The organism is Corynebacterium sp. 13CS0277 (assembly GCF_002994655.1).
In the GTDB taxonomy this organism is placed as follows: Bacteria; Actinomycetota; Actinomycetes; order Mycobacteriales; family Mycobacteriaceae; genus Corynebacterium.
Map to the genome: position 1 here is coordinate 67,670 of NZ_PPDL01000005.1, position 16,016 is coordinate 83,685.

At 69.7% G+C, this 16,016-nt stretch carries 12 protein-coding genes; 3 read left to right on the forward strand and 9 right to left on the reverse strand.

The window, feature by feature from the left end; genetic code table 11:
* Positions 1 to 184 precede the first annotated feature (184 nt).
* The 3 genes from C1Y63_RS02975 to C1Y63_RS02985 all read left to right on the forward strand — a co-directional run bounded on the left by C1Y63_RS02975 (position 185) and on the right by C1Y63_RS02985 (position 3,398).
* The gene (locus C1Y63_RS02975) at positions 185 to 838 is read left to right on the forward strand and encodes a precorrin-8X methylmutase (RefSeq protein ID WP_106015039.1); all 654 of its coding nucleotides are present in this window, start codon (positions 185 to 187) and stop codon (positions 836 to 838) included.
* Positions 839 to 931: 93 nt separating this feature from the next.
* Complete coding sequence (gene cobJ / locus C1Y63_RS02980) at positions 932 to 2,596, forward strand: precorrin-3B C(17)-methyltransferase (RefSeq protein ID WP_106014978.1); 1,665 nt, start codon at positions 932 to 934, stop codon at positions 2,594 to 2,596.
* A 346-nt stretch (positions 2,597 to 2,942) separates the two neighbouring features.
* Positions 2,943 to 3,398, forward strand: coding sequence for a hypothetical protein (locus C1Y63_RS02985; protein ID WP_106014979.1), 456 nt, complete (start codon positions 2,943 to 2,945; stop codon positions 3,396 to 3,398).
* Between the two features lie 118 nt (positions 3,399 to 3,516).
* Here the strand turns inward: C1Y63_RS02985 and C1Y63_RS02990 are convergent, their stop codons facing one another.
* The 9 genes from C1Y63_RS02990 to C1Y63_RS03030 all read right to left on the reverse strand — a co-directional run bounded on the left by C1Y63_RS02990 (position 3,517) and on the right by C1Y63_RS03030 (position 15,916).
* The gene (locus tag C1Y63_RS02990; protein WP_106014980.1) at positions 3,517 to 4,254 is read right to left on the reverse strand and encodes a cobalt-precorrin-6A reductase; all 738 of its coding nucleotides are present in this window, start codon (positions 4,252 to 4,254) and stop codon (positions 3,517 to 3,519) included.
* Positions 4,242 to 5,018 carry a precorrin-4 C(11)-methyltransferase gene (cobM, locus tag C1Y63_RS02995; RefSeq protein WP_106014981.1) on the reverse strand — a complete coding sequence of 259 codons (777 nt, stop codon included), beginning with the start codon at positions 5,016 to 5,018 and terminating at the stop codon, positions 4,242 to 4,244. Before cobM ends, C1Y63_RS02990 begins: the two co-directional genes overlap by 13 nt.
* Positions 5,019 to 5,220: 202 nt before the next feature.
* Positions 5,221 to 6,495 carry a precorrin-6y C5,15-methyltransferase (decarboxylating) subunit CbiE gene (gene cbiE / locus C1Y63_RS03000; protein ID WP_106014982.1) on the reverse strand — a complete coding sequence of 425 codons (1,275 nt, stop codon included), beginning with the start codon at positions 6,493 to 6,495 and terminating at the stop codon, positions 5,221 to 5,223.
* 94 nt (positions 6,496 to 6,589) lie between these two features.
* Entirely contained in the window at positions 6,590 to 7,348 is a 759-nt protein-coding gene (locus tag C1Y63_RS03005; RefSeq protein ID WP_106015040.1) for an SDR family NAD(P)-dependent oxidoreductase, read from the reverse strand.
* A gap of 83 nt (positions 7,349 to 7,431) precedes the next feature.
* Complete coding sequence (locus C1Y63_RS03010) at positions 7,432 to 8,607, reverse strand: Xaa-Pro peptidase family protein (protein WP_106014983.1); 1,176 nt, start codon at positions 8,605 to 8,607, stop codon at positions 7,432 to 7,434.
* Between the two features lie 76 nt (positions 8,608 to 8,683).
* The gene (locus C1Y63_RS03015) at positions 8,684 to 11,713 is read right to left on the reverse strand and encodes an RNA helicase (protein WP_106014984.1); all 3,030 of its coding nucleotides are present in this window, start codon (positions 11,711 to 11,713) and stop codon (positions 8,684 to 8,686) included.
* 224 nt (positions 11,714 to 11,937) lie between these two features.
* On the reverse strand, positions 11,938 to 13,029 hold the full coding sequence (tatC, locus tag C1Y63_RS03020) for a twin-arginine translocase subunit TatC (protein ID WP_369831009.1): 1,092 nt from the start codon (positions 13,027 to 13,029) through the stop codon (positions 11,938 to 11,940).
* Positions 13,030 to 13,162: 133 nt separating this feature from the next.
* Positions 13,163 to 13,429, reverse strand: a complete 267-nt coding sequence (gene tatA, locus C1Y63_RS03025) for a Sec-independent protein translocase subunit TatA (protein WP_106014985.1) — start codon at positions 13,427 to 13,429, stop codon at positions 13,163 to 13,165.
* A 234-nt stretch (positions 13,430 to 13,663) separates the two neighbouring features.
* On the reverse strand, positions 13,664 to 15,916 hold the full coding sequence (locus C1Y63_RS03030) for a YafY family protein (RefSeq protein ID WP_106014986.1): 2,253 nt from the start codon (positions 15,914 to 15,916) through the stop codon (positions 13,664 to 13,666).
* Positions 15,917 to 16,016: the final 100 nt, after the last annotated feature.

Sequence of the window (16,016 nt, forward strand, 5' to 3'; positions counted from 1 at the left end):
GAAAATCGTGCGGGCATGTGTGGTGCCCGCACGTGTGTGTGGCGCCCGGGCGGGTGCGGCGCGGCGCAGGTGTGTGCCGGCGCGGCCCGCCCGGGTGTTTTTTCTTGCGTGCCTGTGCGCCGGGTGCGCGGAGGTCGACCCCGCGCGGCTGACGGTGTCGGCCCGCCGGGCTAGTGTTATGGGCATGTATGACTACATCACCGACGGGGCGGAGATTTACCGCCAGTCGTTTGCGATGATTCGCGCAGAATCCGATCTGTCCCGGTGGACCCCGGAGCAGGCGCAGGTGGCGGTCCGCATGATCCACGCCGCCGGCCAGACGGACCTGGCAGACGACATTGAGTTTTCTGCGGGGTTGGTGGCTGCCGCCCGGGGTGCGCTGCGCGCCGGGGCCCCGATTTTCACGGATGTGAACATGGTGGCCTCCGGGGTGACGCGGAAACGCCTGCCCGCCGACAATGAGGTGGTGTGCCTGCTCGGTGATCCCCGTACTCCGGAGTTGGCGCGCGAGTTGGGCACGACCCGTTCGGCGGCTGCGGTGGAGTTGTGGGGTCACAAGCTGGCGGGCGCTGTGGTGGCTATTGGTAATGCGCCGACGGCGCTGTTTCATCTGCTCAACCGGCTGGCGGAGGATCCGGAGTTTCCCCGCCCGGCGGCGATTGTCGGGATTCCCGTCGGGTTCGTTGGTGCCGCGGAGAGCAAAGCGGCGCTGAGCGACGTGGCGGCTGATCTGGGTGTGGAGTTCGTGACGGTGCACGGTCGCCGCGGTGGGTCCGCGATCACCTGTGCCGCGCTCAATGCCTTGGCCACCGAGCACGAGATCATGCCGGGGTCCTAAACCGCCCGCGCACCCCAGTCCCGTGCGCGCGTCTGCCCATCCTGCGCGCCCGTTTGTTGCCTGTTGTTGTCTTTGAACTGTGGAAGTGTCGTCATGACGAAGTCCCCTGAATCCTCTGCCCCCTCCCCCGCGCCGGCCGTGGTGGCCGCGCAGCAGCCCGCTGGCCGGGTCATTGGGGTGGGTGTGGGCCCCGGCGACCCGGAGTTGTTGACCGTGGCGGCCACGAAGGCGCTCGCCGCGGCGGACGTGGTGGCGTATCACGCGAAGCCCGGTGGGCGCTCCAGTGCGCGGGCGGCGGCCGCGCCCTACCTGCCTGAGACGGTCATCGAGGAGTTCCTCGAGTACCCCGTCACCACGGGTTCGACGGCGCACCCGGGCGGCTATGCGGGGGCGCTGGCGGACTTCTATGCCGAGGCCACGGCCCGCCTGGGGGCGCATCTGGCGGCGGGCCGTACCGTCGTCATCCTTGCCCTCGGCGACCCCATGCTGTACTCCTCCTACCAGCACCTCCACCGGGCGTTGTGTGACCTGGCTACGGAGGCGCGCATCATCCCGGGGATTTCCGCGATGACGGCGGCCGCCGATGTGGCGCAGCTGCCGCTCGCCGAAGACGATGATGTGCTGACCATCCTGGCGGGCACCATGGAGGAGTCCGCACTCGTGCAGGCGTTGTCGGCCACGGATTCGGCCGTCATCATGAAGCTGGGGCGTACCTTCCCCCGCGTGCTGCGGGCGCTGGCGGCCGCCGGCATGACGGAGCGCGCCGTCCTCGTGGAGCGCATCGGCATGGACGGGGAAAACGCCACCCCCATCACCCAGGTCGACCCGGAGCAGGTGCCGTACTTCTCCGTCGTGGTGGTGCCGTCCCCGACGGCGGCCACCCGCGCCGCCGAGGGCTACCGCGCCATCGACACCCACGTCAGCACCGACACCACCCACACCACCCACACCGCGGGCGCGGTGGTGGACGATCCTGCCGGCGGCGAGGTCGTCGTGCTCGGCCTGGGGCCGGGCGCGGCCCGTTGGACCACCCCGGAAGTCACCGCCGAGCTTGCGCAGGCCACCGACATCATCGGCTACACCACCTACGTCAACCGGGTGCCCCTGCGCCCCGGGCAGCGCCGCCACCCCAGCGACAACAAAGTTGAGGCCCAGCGCGCGCTCATGGCGCTCGACCTGGCGGCCCGCGGCCGCCGCGTCGCCGTGGTCTCCAGCGGGGATCCCGGCGTGTTCGCCATGGCGGCCGCCGTGCTGGAGGAAGCCGACCGCAACGGCATGGCCGACATTCCCGTCCGGGTGGTGCCGGGCATGACTGCCGCCCAGGCGGTGGCCTCCCGGGTGGGCGCCCCGCTCGGGCACGACTTCGGCATGATCAGCCTGTCGAACCGGCTCAAGCCCTGGGAGGTCGTGGAGCGCCGCATCCGGGCGCTCGCGGGCGCGGACATGGCTTTTGCCTGCTACAACCCGGCCTCGAAGGAGCGCCGCGACCAGGTCGCATGGCTCAAAGACATCGTGCTCGAGTACCAGTCCCCCGACACCCCCGTCATCGTGGCCCGCGCCGTGGGCAGTGAGCAGGAAAACGTAACGGTGTGCACGCTGGGCGCGTTTGATCCCACAGTGGTCGATATGCGCACGATGGTGATCATCGGCGCGTCGACGACGACCGTGTTCGACACCCCGCAGGGCCCGCGCGTCTACACCAGCCGCACCTACGGGCCCAACCACACCGCCGGCACCCCCGTCGGCCCCGTGGACTAGCCGCCGCGCCCCACAGCACGACGCGCGCGGGTGTGATGATTCCCGCATCCGGGGCCGCGACCTTGGGGCTGAAAAGCCCCGGTTGCTACCCTGTGAACCACGGAACCACTGCGCCTTCGTCCGCGGGCCTTCTCGGCGTGCGTTGTCACGCCACACCGCGGCCACGGCAGAGTGAAAACAAAAGACCGTCCATTTCACCCCCGGTGTGTGGAAGAACTCGCATCCGAGTTCCACCTCTCTACACATCACGTCCCCACACACGACACATCCCCTGGATGCTCTGCCACGAGCGCTGGGAGGTGGTGGTGTCCGGGGCAGGGCAGATTCAAGGAGTTGACCCGACGCAGTGAAGCGTTTCCCCAAGGCTCAGGTGCTGTGCGCCGGCCTCGTTGCTTGTTCCCTTTCCTTCGGCACCGTCGCCCCTGCGGGCGCGGCCACGCCGCCGGCCAACCAGGGCTCCTCCCTGGACAAGCTCAGCGACATGAGCTCCGAGAAGAAGGGCCAGAAGGGGGCCGAGGGGTCCTCGCCGGAGAAGATGTTCTCCGGCCTGAGCTCCGACAAGGACAAAGCCGGTAAGGGCAAGAAGAAGCCCGCGAAGAACACCACGAAGAAGGACCCCGCCGACTTCGAGCAGCTGTCCGGCACCGTGGGCCTCAACAGCCTGCAGGAGTGGTACAACGGCTCCAACGAGGTCGGCAAGACCATCCTCAAGGTGCTCGGCGTCATCGCCGCCCTGGAGATCCTCGGCATGCTGCTCGGCCCGATCCGTTCCTTCCTGTTCAACGCAGTCGGCGTCCGCTAACACCACCAGCACCCGGGGCGCACAGGCCCCGCCCAGGTGCCACATCCACCCCAGGGGTGTCCCCCACATGCAATGCAGGGACACCCCTGGGGTGTTGTCGTCTGTGCAGACAGGTGCCTTAGAGCTGCTCCGCGAGGGCGAAAGCCTCGGCCGCCGTGTGGACGACGTGGATGCGTTTCCCGCCCGGCAGCTGCGGGCGGGCAATCATGAGCACATCGATCCCGAGGGCGCGGGCCGCATCCAACTTCGGCTGCGTCATCGGCCCACCCGAGTTTTTCGTCACCAGGCAATCGATCTGGTTGCCGATCATCAGCCGCTTTTCGTCCTCGACGCTAAACGGCCCGCGGGACAGAATCAGCCGGTGCCGCGGCGGCAGCGGCACCTGGGGCGGGTCGACGCAGCGAATGACGTAGAGGTTGTGGGGGTCCTTGTGGAACGGGGCGAGCTGCTGCCGGCCGATGGTTAAGAAAATGTGGTGGTAGTCCCGGGCGGCGATCTGCGCGGCGCTCGCCATGTCCGGCACACTGCGCCACTTGTCCCCCGCCTGCGGCTCCCACGGCGGGCGGTGCAACGCCACGAGCGGCACGCCGACCGCGCGGGCCGCCTCCGCGGCGGAGATACTGATCCTTTCGGCAAACGGGTGCGTGGCGTCGATGACGACCTCAATGGCCTCGTCGATGAGGAAACGCGCCAGCCCCGCCGGCCCGCCGAAACCACCGATACGGACCTCACCTACGGGCAGTGCTGGGTTTTTCACCCTCCCCGCCAGCGAGGACGTCACCCGCCAACCCGCCCCCACGAGCAGGGCCGCGACCTCGCGGGCTTCCTTCGTCCCGCCGAGAATTAGTGCGCGCACGGAATCGTCCTCCCGTGCTCGTCGCGGGGCCGATCGTCGGAGTAGAGGAAACTATCCGGGAACCCCTCGGCACCCAACGCGGGACCGACGATGATGATGGCGGTGCGCACCACCCCGGCAGCCACGGTTTTCTCCGCCAGGTCCGCCAGCGTGCCCCGCAGGATCACTTCCTCCGGGCGGGAGGCGTACGCCACGACCGCCGCCGGGCAGCTCGCCCCATAGCTAGCCGCCAGCTCCTTTGTCACGCGGTGAATATCGTGGGCCGCCAAGTGGATGCACAGCGTTGCCGTCCCGGAGGCCGACAGTGTCGCCAGATCCTCCTTCGGCGGCATGGCCGACGCGCGCCCATCGACGCGGGTGAGGATCACCGACTGGGCGACCGTCGGCACCGTCAGCTCGTGGCCCAACACCGCGGCCGCCGCCGCGAAGGAGGGCACCCCGGGGACGATCTCGTAGGCCACGCCCGCGGCGGTGAGCCGCCGGGCTTGCTCCGCGAGCGCGGAGTACACCGACGGGTCGCCGGACTGCAGGCGCGCCACATCCTGGCCCGCGGCATCCGCGGCGACCATGATGCGCACAATCTCATCGAGCGGCATCCGCGCCGTGTTCACCACCTGCGCGCCCTCAGGGCACAGTGCGAGGACCTCCTCGCTGACAATGCTGCCGGCGTACAGGCACACCGGGGCCTGGGCCAGGATCCGGGTGGCGCGCACCGTCATCAGGTCGGCGGCGCCGGGCCCGGCACCAATGAAAAACACCGTCATGGGGGTTCTCCTCCACTTCACAGGACTTTGCTTGTATACCCGCACCCACCCCGAGCTGCACGTGGGGGACACTCGGCGGGGTCGTCTCTGACGCCTGTGCGCCGGGAACACACAACGACACACAGCGCAGCACGTGCACTGCGCCACCACGTACTCCCCTGTGTCGGGCGCGGGTGCCCGGGGGTGGGGTGATGGGGGCGGGCTAGTCGGCGGGCTTTCGCACCCGCCACTGGGTGACCGGGAGCGCGGGCCGCAGGGTACTAAACGAGCCTACGGCGTGCTCCCGGGCAATCTCTATGCGCCGCAACTCGCCACCATACGCCCACCGCAGGGTCCGCAGGTGCTGCTCCGATTCCAGGGTGACCGCGTTGGCAACGAGCAGCCCCCCAGGCTCGAGGTACTCCCACGCGCCGTCGAACACGCCCTCGGCGGTCAGCCCCCCACCGATGAACACGGCGGTGGGGCGCCCGCCGCGGGTGGCCTCCTCAGCGAAGGCCTCAGGTGCGGCGCCCGCGACGTGAAGCCGCGGGGTACCCAGCCGGGCGGCATTGTGCCGGATCCTCCCCGCCCGGGTGGGGTCCTGCTCAAAGCAGGTGGCGGTCGCCTGCGGTACGGCCCGCAGCGTCTCAATCGCAATGGACCCGGAGCCGCCACCGATGTCCCACAGGCGGGTGCCCGGGTGCGCGGCGAGAGCGCACACCGTCCAGGCGCGAATATCCTGCTTCGTCAGCTGCCCATCGTGGTCGTAGGCCGCATCCTCCAGCCCCGGCAGCACACTCCGGTACGCGCCGCGGGGCGCGACCGCGATGACCGCCAGTGGGCTGGTCGCCTCCGGGGGGTGGGCGGCGGTGCCCCGCACAATGGTTTCCGCGGGCGAGCCCAAGTCCGACAGGATCCACACGCTGCTGTCACCAAAGCCCATGCCCTCGAGGAGGCTGAACACTTCGGCCGGGGTGTGGGCATCCCGCCCCAGCACGACGAAAGGCTGCCCCTGCTCGATGGCGGGGATGAGCGATGCCACCGGCTGCGTGACGAGGGAAAACACGGCGGTGGTGTTGAGCGCCCAGCCGAGCCGGGCGCACGCCAGCGACGCCGAGGAGGCCGTCGGCCACACCCGCACGCAGCGCTGGCCAAACTCGCGCACCAGGGTCGTCCCAATGCCATGGAACATCGGATCCCCGGAGCCCAACACCACCACCGTCAGTCCCCGCAGTGCCTCGATCGCCTCGTGCAGATGCGGCAGCAGCGGCCGGGGGTACGGCACCCGCCGGGCGGTGATCTCCTCCGGGATGAGCTGGAGCTGGCGGGTCGAGCCCATGATGACGTCCGCGTCGCGGATGAGCGCCTGGGCGCTGGAGCCGAGCTCGGAAAAACCACCCGCGGGCAGGCCGATGACGTCAAGAAGCAACTCGCCCGCACTGTGGCGGGCGGTCGTGGGGGCCGGGGACGATTCCGGTGTCGGGGCTGCTGGTGCCATAGGCAAAAAGTATAGTCCCCCGCGCCCCCCGCCCCGCGTGCCCGGCAGACCCCAGCAGCGGGCGTGGACAGGGACTGCGGGCGCGGACCTCCACCTAGCGGGGCGTGTGCCGCCACAGGGGCCGCGGGACGCACGCCATGACGGCCGCGAGCAGCCGCAGGCGGCCCGGGATCCACACGGTGGCGCTGCGGCCGCGGGCCATGTGGGGTGCGAGTGCGGCGGCGACCTGCTCCGGGGTGGAGCTCAGCGGGGCGGGAGTCATCCCTTCCGTCATGGAACCGATGACGAACCCGGGGCGCGCGACCACCACCGAGACTTTCGTGCCGTGCAGCCGGTCGGCCAGCCCCTGGGCGAAAGCATCGAGGCCCGCTTTCGTGGAGCCATAAATGTAGTTGGCCCGCCGGGCCCGGAAGCCTGCGATGGAGGAAAACGCCACGAGCACCACCGGGGTGGATTGGACAAGCGCCCGGCGCGCCGCGCTGAGCAGGCAGGTGACCTGGGCGGTGAAATCCACGTTGAGGATCTGCCGCGCGTGCGCCGGGTCGGCCTCGGCGGCCGCGTGGTCGCCGAGGATGCCGAAGGCGGGGATGACGCAGGCGACGGGCCCCTGGGCGAAGGCGGCGTCGAGGACGGCGTCGATGCTGGCGGGGTCGGTGGCCTCAAAGGCGAGGGTGTGGACGCGCGTTGCCCCTGCCGCGCGGCAGGCCTCGGCGCAGGCTGCCGTGGCCGTGGGCCTGCGGGCGGCGAGGAAGACTTCCCGCCCTGGGCACAGGCGGGTGATGAGTGCGGAGCCGATGTCACTGGTGGCGCCGAGGAGCACCACGCTACCCGGCCCGGGTAGCGCCCCCGCCACGGTCGTGGAGTGCGCGCGGGATACACGCCGCCGGAGGACGGACACAGGCCTCGCCAAGGAGAGCTTCACTCTGGTCGCCCCCCTTAGTCGGCTGCGGTCGGGTTGCTGGCGGGCGCCTCGGCACGGCCGTCGAGCGTGCGGGGCCGGGAGTTCAGGCGGCGGACACCCGTGTCGGTGACGACGACAATGTCCTCAATGCGGGCACCACCGAGACCGTCCAGATAAATCCCCGGCTCCACGGAAAACACCATCCCCGGGGCCAACAGCTGCTCATTATCGCCCGCAATGGAGGGCTCCTCGTGGGTGGACAACCCAATGCCGTGGCCGGTGCGGTGGAAGAACTCCGCCCCGAAGCCCGCGGCAGTAATGAGGTCGCGGGCCGCAGCATCCACGCGCGCCACCGGCACCCCGGGCCGCACCGCGTCGAGTGCCGCCTGCTGTGCCGCGCGCAGCACCTCATACGCCTCGGCCAGGCGCGGGTGAGTCGCGCCGCCAGGGACCACGTAGGTGCGGGTGCAGTCCGAACAGTAGCCGCTCGGCATGGTGCCGCCGATGTCGACGACCACCATGTCGCCCGGGGCCAGCACCCGGTCCGAATAGTCGTGGTGGGGGCGCGCCCCATTTTCACCGGAGCCGACAATGATGAAGTCGACGCGGGCATGCTCAGCGAGGATGAGCTCCCGCAGCTGGGCCGCCACCTCGGCCTCCGTGCGGCCGGGCTGCAGCAGCGCCGGGACGGCGGCGTGCACCCGGTCAATGGCCGCACCGGCGTCCGCGAGGGCGGCCACCTCGGCCGGGTCCTTGATCTGCAGCAGCGGCGCGAGCGCCTCCTCCGCCAGCAGCATCTCCGCGCCGACAAGGGCCTGCAGCCGCAGCACGTGGTTGGCGGTGAGGTCCTGCCCCACCACCACCGGGCCCGCCCCGCCACCGAGGACGTCGGCGACGATGGCGTACGGGCTCGACCCATCCGCCCAGGAGCGCTGCTCCACCCCGAGCGCCGCATCCACCTGCGGGGTATCCACCGCCGGGGTGAGCAGCACCGGGCGCTCCCCGCCGAGCACCAGGCAGCTCAAACGCTCGTGGGAATCAATCGTCATGCCCGTGAAGTACTGCAGCAGCATGCCCGAGGGCACCACCACACCCCGGGCGCCCAGCTCGCGGGCCAGTGCGGTGGCACGTCCCATCCGCTCGACACACATCTCCGCCGGGATTCCGGCATCCGGGGCTGGACTAGGTGCAGGCGACAAAGATTCACTCATAGCGCCCCACCCTACCGCGCACACCACACCCCCGGCGCACCCCAGCGCCGAGGGGCACCCACAGGGGGTGGGTTGCTTAGGTGCCGAGGGCAACCACGCCGCGGCGGATCGCCTCCCGCGCCTGGCGGGCGGCCCGGACGACATGATCCGAATAGCCTGTGTCGGCTACCTGGTCGAGAGCATCCACCACCTGCCGGCACTGCCGCACAAAATCACCCGGAGTCAACTGCGCACCCTGCTGATTCGCGGCCGCCAAGCAATAACCCAGGGGCGCGCCGGCCGTCCACTGATGGATCGCCAACGCGAAGCCCGCATCGGGCCGGCCGGTCGGTGCCAGCCCCCGGTGGTTTTCCTCCCACACGAGCTCCTCCCACACCGACAGGGTGCGCCGGAACGCCTCCGCCAGCGCCTCCGTCGCGGCCTGCGCCTCCAGGGAGGTATGTCCGCCCTCCTTGCGCGCCTCGTAGGTGCACTGCGATACCGCCGCCGCAAGCTCCGCAGGATCCAAATCGTCGAAAATCCCGCGCCGCAACAGCTCGGCGATGAGCAAATCGTGGGAGTTGTGGATCCGCGCCAAACGCATCCCCTCCTCCGTCGGCACCAACTCCGCCAGATTCGCATCCTCCGGGGCAGCCGCGTCGACGAACTCCCCGCGCGCGCCAGCACCCACCGCTGTGGGGCTCCCGGCGGGCGCCAGGTAACCCAGGTGGCGCAGCAGGTCGATGATCTTGTCGAAGGTACGGCCCAGGGAATTCTGGGAGGAATCCATCTGCTCCTGCACGTCACGGAGTTTGCGCTGCAAGGCACCGAGGTTCTGGGCGCGCCGGGCGATGCGATCGACGGGCGGCCAGTGGTGCGCCGGGTGGGCGCGCAACTGCTCTTTGAGCGCCGTCGCCTTCTTCGAGGGGCGGACCCGCACGGTGTTCTTCAAACGCTTGGGCCGCTCGATGCGCTGCTGGTGGATTTCCTTGCGCAGCGCCTGGGCGACCGCCCCGGCGGAGAATCGGCTGCCGCGGCCGCGGCCCTTCGAGGGCACGTACATGGTGCCCAGGGTGATGGGCGGCAGGGCGAGCTCGTCGGCGTGGACGCGGCCCATCCACCCCTGCTCCGTCACGATCGTCACGGCGGGCTGCCCGCCGAAGGATTGCTCCACCACGCAGGCCAGAATCGGGGACTTCTTCCCCGGCAGCGCCACAATGTCGCCGAGGCGCGCCCGGCGCAGCACCGCATCGATTTCTTTACGCCGCTCGGCGACGGCCCCCCGCTTGTCGTCTTTCTCCCGGGCAGACAGCTCCGCACGCAGCTCCACGTACTCGAGGATGGAGGCTACCGCGGTGTCCTCGTCCCTCGCCCAGCTGAGGTCGTAGCCGCGCAGCTCCTCGTCGAGGACAGCCCGCTCGGCGGCGATTTTCCGCGCGAGTGCGTCCTCGCGGCGGGCGTCGGCCACCACATCCCGGTCGAGCTGGAACTGGGCGAAGGAGCGCTCGATGACACTGCGGCCCTGCGCGTACCCCATGGTGGCCAGCAGGTTGATGGTCATGTTGTAGCCCGGCACGAACGTGGACACCAGCGGGTACATGCGAGTACTCGCCAGTGCGGCCACGGTATCCGGCTCCACCCCGGGCTCCCAGGCGACGACCGCGTTGCCGATTGTGTCGATGCCGCGTCGCCCGGCCCGCCCCGTCAACTGTGTGTACTGGCCGGGGGTGAGATCGGCGAAGCCATCGCCGTTGAACTTCACCAACCGTTCGATGAACACGGTGCGGGCCGGCATGTTAATACCCAACGCCAGCGTTTCCGTCGCGAAGACCGCCTTGAGCAGCCCCTTGACGAAGAGCTCTTCGACGATGTGACGGAAGGCGGGCAGCATGCCCGCGTGGTGGGCGGCGAAACCCCGCATGAGCGTCGACCGCCACTGCCGGAACCCGAGGATCTTCAGATCTTCCTCCGGGATGGTGGCCACCCCGGCGTCAACAATCCGGGCAATCTCCTCGGCTTCTGCGCCGGTGGTCAGCGTGAGCCGGGAGCGGGCGCACTGAGACACCGCCTTATCGCAGCCGGCGCGGGAGAAAATGAAGTCGATGACGGGCAGCATCTTCTCCTGCTGCAGCATCTCCAGCATGTCGGGGCGGCTCAGCGCGCCCGCACCCCGGCCCCGCGGGCCGGCTGCCCGGGGAGAATTCTCGAGCGTGCGTTCCGCGCGCGCGACCGCCGAGACCAACGCCGGATCCAGGCTGCGGGCCTGATCTTGCGGGGTGTCGCCAGCCGAGGCCTGCGCCGCAGCAGCGGCAGTGTGCTGTGCGCGCGCCTGCTGGGCCATCTCGTCAATGCTCAAAGGTGCCGTCAGTGGGCGCCCACCCTCCCCCGCCCGACGCAACGGCTCCTCAGCGGTGCGCTGCGCAAACAGGGGGTAGAGGCGGCGGCCGACGACCATCCACTGCTCCAAGGGGATGGGGCGATGATCGGTGACCACCACCTCCGTGTGGCCCCGCACCGTCGACAGCCACTGGCCGAACTCCTCCGAGTTACTCACCGTCGCCGACAAACCGATGACGGCCACATCGTCGGCAACGTTGAGGATCACTTCCTCCCACACCGCACCCCGATCCTTGTCGGCGAGGAAGTGAATCTCGTCCATGACGACATAGCGCAGGCGCCCCAGCGCGGGGCTCCCGGCGTAAATCATGTTGCGCAGCACCTCAGTGGTCATCACGACGACGTCCGCGTCGCCATTGACGGACACATCGCCGGTGAGCAAACCCACCCGGTCCTCACCGTAGGTGGCGCACAGGTCGTGGTACTTCTGGTTCGACAGCGCCTTAATCGGGGTGGTGTAGAAACACTTCGTGCCCTCCTCCACCGCACGGTGGACAGCAAACTCCCCCACCACGGTCTTGCCGGCGCCCGTCGGCGCGCACACGAGCACCCCCAACCCTTGGGCGACGAGCCCGCAGGCACGCTCCTGGAAGCCGTCGAGTCGGTACGGCAACGTCGCCGCGAACGCGTCCACGACGCTCTGCGCCGCCGCAGGAACAGCATCCGCCGGTGGGGCGGCGAGCGGGGCGGCGGTGTCGGGGTCACGCGGGTGCGAGTGCTGCTCAGTCATGGTGTCCAACCTACAGGGTGGGCCAGGATCGCAGCACCACAGCAACCACCGGCGACCCACACGCCCGCACCATGGAGACACCTGCGCCCCCGCACAGCAGAACAGCACGCTGCGCGGGGGCGCACACACATCACCTGTGCAGTTCGGCGGGCACTACCTACGGGCCGCGGCGGGCACCGCGTGGCCCCGACGTCACTGGATCAGATCGGCGCGGGAACGTTCGCTTAGAGCACGTCGTCGAAGTCGCTGCCCAGACGCTCAGCGAGGTTGCCGCGCTCCTGCGCGCCCTGCATGTTCGGCAGGCGGGAATCCACCCGACTCACCCCACCCGGCGTCGGACGCTGGGAGGGACGCACCGGGTCCACCGGCCCCACCGGGGCGGGGGCATCGATCCCGCCGGCGGCACCCACACCACCCGCCGGGGCAATCGGGCCGGAAGCCTCATCGTCATCCAAGTCCAACCAGTCGGGGCGCTCCCGCTGGCGGCGCCGATCGTTGTAGCGGCAGAACTGCAGCGACAACTCCACCAGCACCGTCAATGCCAGCGCCAGGCACACCATCGAAAACGGATCCTGGCCCGGGGTCATAAACGCCGCGAACACGAACAGGCTGACGATGATGAGCCGCCGCTTGCTCTTAATCGACTCGTAGCTGAGCACCCCGATGATGTTAAGGGTGCCGATGATGAGCGGCACCTCGAAACTCACGCCAAACAGCAACAGCAGGGTGAACAGGAAGTGGAAATACGCCTCACCATTGAGCGCCGCGACGGAGGTGTTGTCACCAATGGTCATGAGGAACTCGAGGCCCACACTGACGACGAAGTACGCCAGCACCGCACCCATGACAAACAAGGTGGTGGCGATGGTGAGGAACCCCAGCGTCCAGCGGCGTTCGTTCTTCAACAGGCCGGGATTAATAAACCCCCAGATCTGCCCCAGCCACAACGGGGCGGTGAGCACCGACCCGGCCAGCGCACCCACCTTGAGGCGCAGCATGAACATCTCAAACGGGGACGTCGCCAGCAGGCGACACTCCCCACTGGCGGTGACTTGCACGCGCTTGTCCGGCGGCAGGTCACAGTACGGCCCGCGCAGCAGGTCGCCGAGGGTGGGGATCCCCAGCACGGACCGCTGGTACCAGATGTAGCCGACGATGGTGCCGGCGAACAGCACGAGCAGGCTGATGATGATGCGGCGGCGCAGCTCCTGGATGTGCTCCACGAGGGACATGCTGCCGTCACTGGGGCGGGGGTTGGCGCGGCGGGGCCGCAGTGCCGTCAGGCCGCGCCCGCGGCGCGCCGTATCGCTGGTCATGGTGCAGTGCTCACAGTGGGGTCGATCAAAGCCGGGCAAACAGGACACACGTCACCCCACCGCGCCCCGCCACCTGCGGCCCACAGGGGGGTGAGGGTGCGGCGCGCGCGTGGGGTTGTCTACGTGCGGTGTGTTAGGCGCTGGGCTGCTGCGGCTGCTGCTGGGTGGGCTGCACGACCGGCTGCGGCGGGGTCACCGGCTGCGCCTGCACGGGCTGCTGGGTGATCGCCTGCTGCGTGGCCTGCGCCTCGTCGTCCTTGCTCATTTCCTTGACCTCGGACTTGAAGATGCGCATCGAGCGGCCCAGGGAACGGGCGGCTTCCGGCAGTCGGCGGGAACCGAACAGCAGGATGATGATCGCGGCGATGATCAGAAGCTCGGGGACACCCATATTGAGCATGAGGAAAACCTTTCGGTCGTAGAAGGCGCGGCATCGGCCTGGTGATCGCGGTGCTGTGGGCGGGGATGCCCCGGCGGGCACGCCCCGCACGAGTCCTCGCGGTGGGGTACGGGTGTTTAGTCTACTCGCCCCACCCCCACACGGGGTGAAGAAACATCAGACAAACATCAGACCATCGGACCATCAGACTTTGCCACAGGATGACTGGGGGTTGCTGTGGCGCCCGCGCGCGGATCAGGACCCCGGCCGCACCACGCTGGTGGCGTAGGCGGCCTGGCCGCGGGCACTGCGCTCGGCGACACGGGTAGCCACCCGGCGCGCCAAGGCCCGCGCTGCCTGCGCCCGGGCTGCTGCAGTGGGCGTCGCGGCATCCTCGGCGGCGGTGGGCAGCAGCTCCGGCAGGAGTACCATCGCGTCGCCCTGCGCGAGGAGGCATTCGGTGAACCAGTCCTCGTCGACGATGCTCATCGACGCCGCAACCCAGGAGCTTTGGGCGTCCAGGTCTGCGGGCGGGGCGGTGACCTGGCCGTCAAGCAGTGCTAGGGGCATGCGGTCGGCCAGCCAGGCGTGGTCCGCCCGGAGCAGCACGTGCACCTCGGTGCCGTGGGCTCGGAAGCCGAAAGGATCGGCGCTGTCCACGACGGGGGGTGCGGTGGGCGGGGTGAACGTCTCTGCTGTGGCCTCTGCGCGAGTGATGCGGTCGAGTCGGAAGGTGCGTTCGGCGTCGGTGGTGGCGTCGAAGCATTTCACGTACGAGTGGGCGCCGACGGCGAACAGCCGCCAGGGGTGGATGCGCCGGCGGGTGGCGTGCGCGTCCGCGTCGACGTAGTCGATTTCGACGACGAGATGGTTCTCGAGGGCGCCCCGCAGGGTGGCGGTGATGGCGGGGTCGACGGTGTCGGCGAAGTCTTCGGCCATGATGTTGGCCACCGCTTGGGAGTGCGGCACGATGGCGCGGAGTTTGTCAGCTGCGGTGGCGACGACGGCCGCATCGCCGAGTTCCGGCATGGACTCGATGGTTTCCAGCACGAGCAGCAGCACCGCGGCCTCCATGCGGGTCAGTCGCAGCGGGCTGGTCATCCCCTGCGGGTCCGTGACGGTGACCTTGTGGTAGGTGTGCTCCATGTCGACCAAGTCGCCGGGCCCCATGCCGGGCATCCCGCAGCACCAGAGCCGGTTGAGGTCGTCCATGATTTCCTGCGGCGTGCGCCCCAGGTCGCTGGCGGCCTCCATGACGGAGCTGCCCGGGTGGGTGTGGAAGTACGGGATGAGGCTGAGCATCCGCACCACGTCCGCGAGCCGTTCGGCGCTGCGCTCGGCGCGGGGGGCTTCTTCCACGGCCTGCGGGGCGGCGAATGTGGGCATGGCGCCGTCCAGGGTGGCGGCGGCCGCCTGCCCTGCCGCCGCGAGGCGGGCGTCGACAGCGGACCGCACCTCGGCGGTGAGTGCGGCGTCCGGCTGGAAGACCGCGGCGGCCGTGTCAGCAACCGCGCCGACGGCGCGAGAGTCCTGTGCCGCCGACGCAGGCTGTGCCCCCTGGAGCAGCACCAGTGGCGCGGCAGCAGCCAACGCCGCCACGGCGGCGGCCCGGTCGACTGCGGGGAACACCCGGGTGACGTGGCCGGCGGTGGTCGTGGCCTCTGCTTCGACCACCAGGTGCGCCCGGGTGCCTGCGTCCACTGCGCATTCGGCGACGGCGGCCGCAGGGCCGGCGACCTGGATGTCGATGACGCTGCGCATCGACATCAGCGCCTCCAAGGCAACGGCGGCCGGCGTGGTGCCCTCCGGCAAGGGGTGGGTGACACTGCCGGCCGCGCCCGCAGACAGGTTCCGCACCCGGTTGATGCGGAAACAGCGCGGTCCTTCGCGCTGCAGGTCCCAGCCCACCAGGTAGATCCGCTGCCGCAGCGGCACCAGCGCCCACGGGTCCATGTGGCGCTGCTCCACCGGGGCGCCCGGGTGGCGGGCGTAGTCGAAGGAGATGGCCGCCTGCTGGGCAATCGCCTTCGCCACCGCATCCACCACCTTCGGCGACACGCGTGTGAGGTCGCCCAACGCCAGTGCCGCAGGCTGGGTCACCGGGGTGCGGCGCACGCCCGCAGCCGCGATTTTCGTCCACCCGGAGGACGCGAACGCGCCCAACTGGCGGGACAGCCCCAGGGTGTTGGCGACCGCCAGCACCGCCGCTTCCTCCTGGGTGAACTGCACCGCCACCTCGTCGGAGAGGTCGTAGTCCTCCACTTTGAGCCGGTAGACCTTGGTGCGGGTCTCCGGGTCAAGGGTGGAGTCGATGGGCACACCGACCTGGGCGAGCATCCGCCGGTCCCGCCGAAACTGCGAGTCGAAACTCTCTGGAGTGAGGTGGCCGTAGCCGGCGACGTGGGTGCGGATCCACTCCGGGGAGCGCCAGCGCTTCCACTCGTGCGCCTGCCGCAGCGCGAAGGTGAGGTTGGTCAGCCGTTCAAGAACAATGTTGGGCTTAGTCACAGGCAAAAGGGGCTTTCAGTGCGACAACGGGCCACCCCGCCCCGAAGCCAGGTGGCCGCCGGGGCGGGAGGCAGGAAGAAAAGACACGGAGGGAGGGTGA

Bases quoted from the DNA above. Each gene is read 5' to 3' on its own strand.
- C1Y63_RS03015 (WP_106014984.1), bottom strand. From the start codon at position 11,713: ATGACTGAGCAGCACTCGCACCCGCGTGACCCCGACACCGCCGCCCCG.
- C1Y63_RS03010 (WP_106014983.1), bottom strand. From the start codon at position 8,607: ATGAGTGAATCTTTGTCGCCTGCACCTAGTCCAGCCCCGGATGCCGGA.
- cbiE (WP_106014982.1), bottom strand. From the start codon at position 6,495: ATGGCACCAGCAGCCCCGACACCGGAATCGTCCCCGGCCCCCACGACC.
- tatC (WP_369831009.1), bottom strand. From the start codon at position 13,029: ATGACCAGCGATACGGCGCGCCGCGGGCGCGGCCTGACGGCACTGCGG.
- cobM (WP_106014981.1), bottom strand. From the start codon at position 5,018: ATGACGGTGTTTTTCATTGGTGCCGGGCCCGGCGCCGCCGACCTGATG.
- cobJ (WP_106014978.1), top strand. From the start codon at position 932: ATGACGAAGTCCCCTGAATCCTCTGCCCCCTCCCCCGCGCCGGCCGTG.
- tatA (WP_106014985.1), bottom strand. From the start codon at position 13,429: ATGCTCAATATGGGTGTCCCCGAGCTTCTGATCATCGCCGCGATCATC.
- C1Y63_RS02975 (WP_106015039.1), top strand. From the start codon at position 185: ATGTATGACTACATCACCGACGGGGCGGAGATTTACCGCCAGTCGTTT.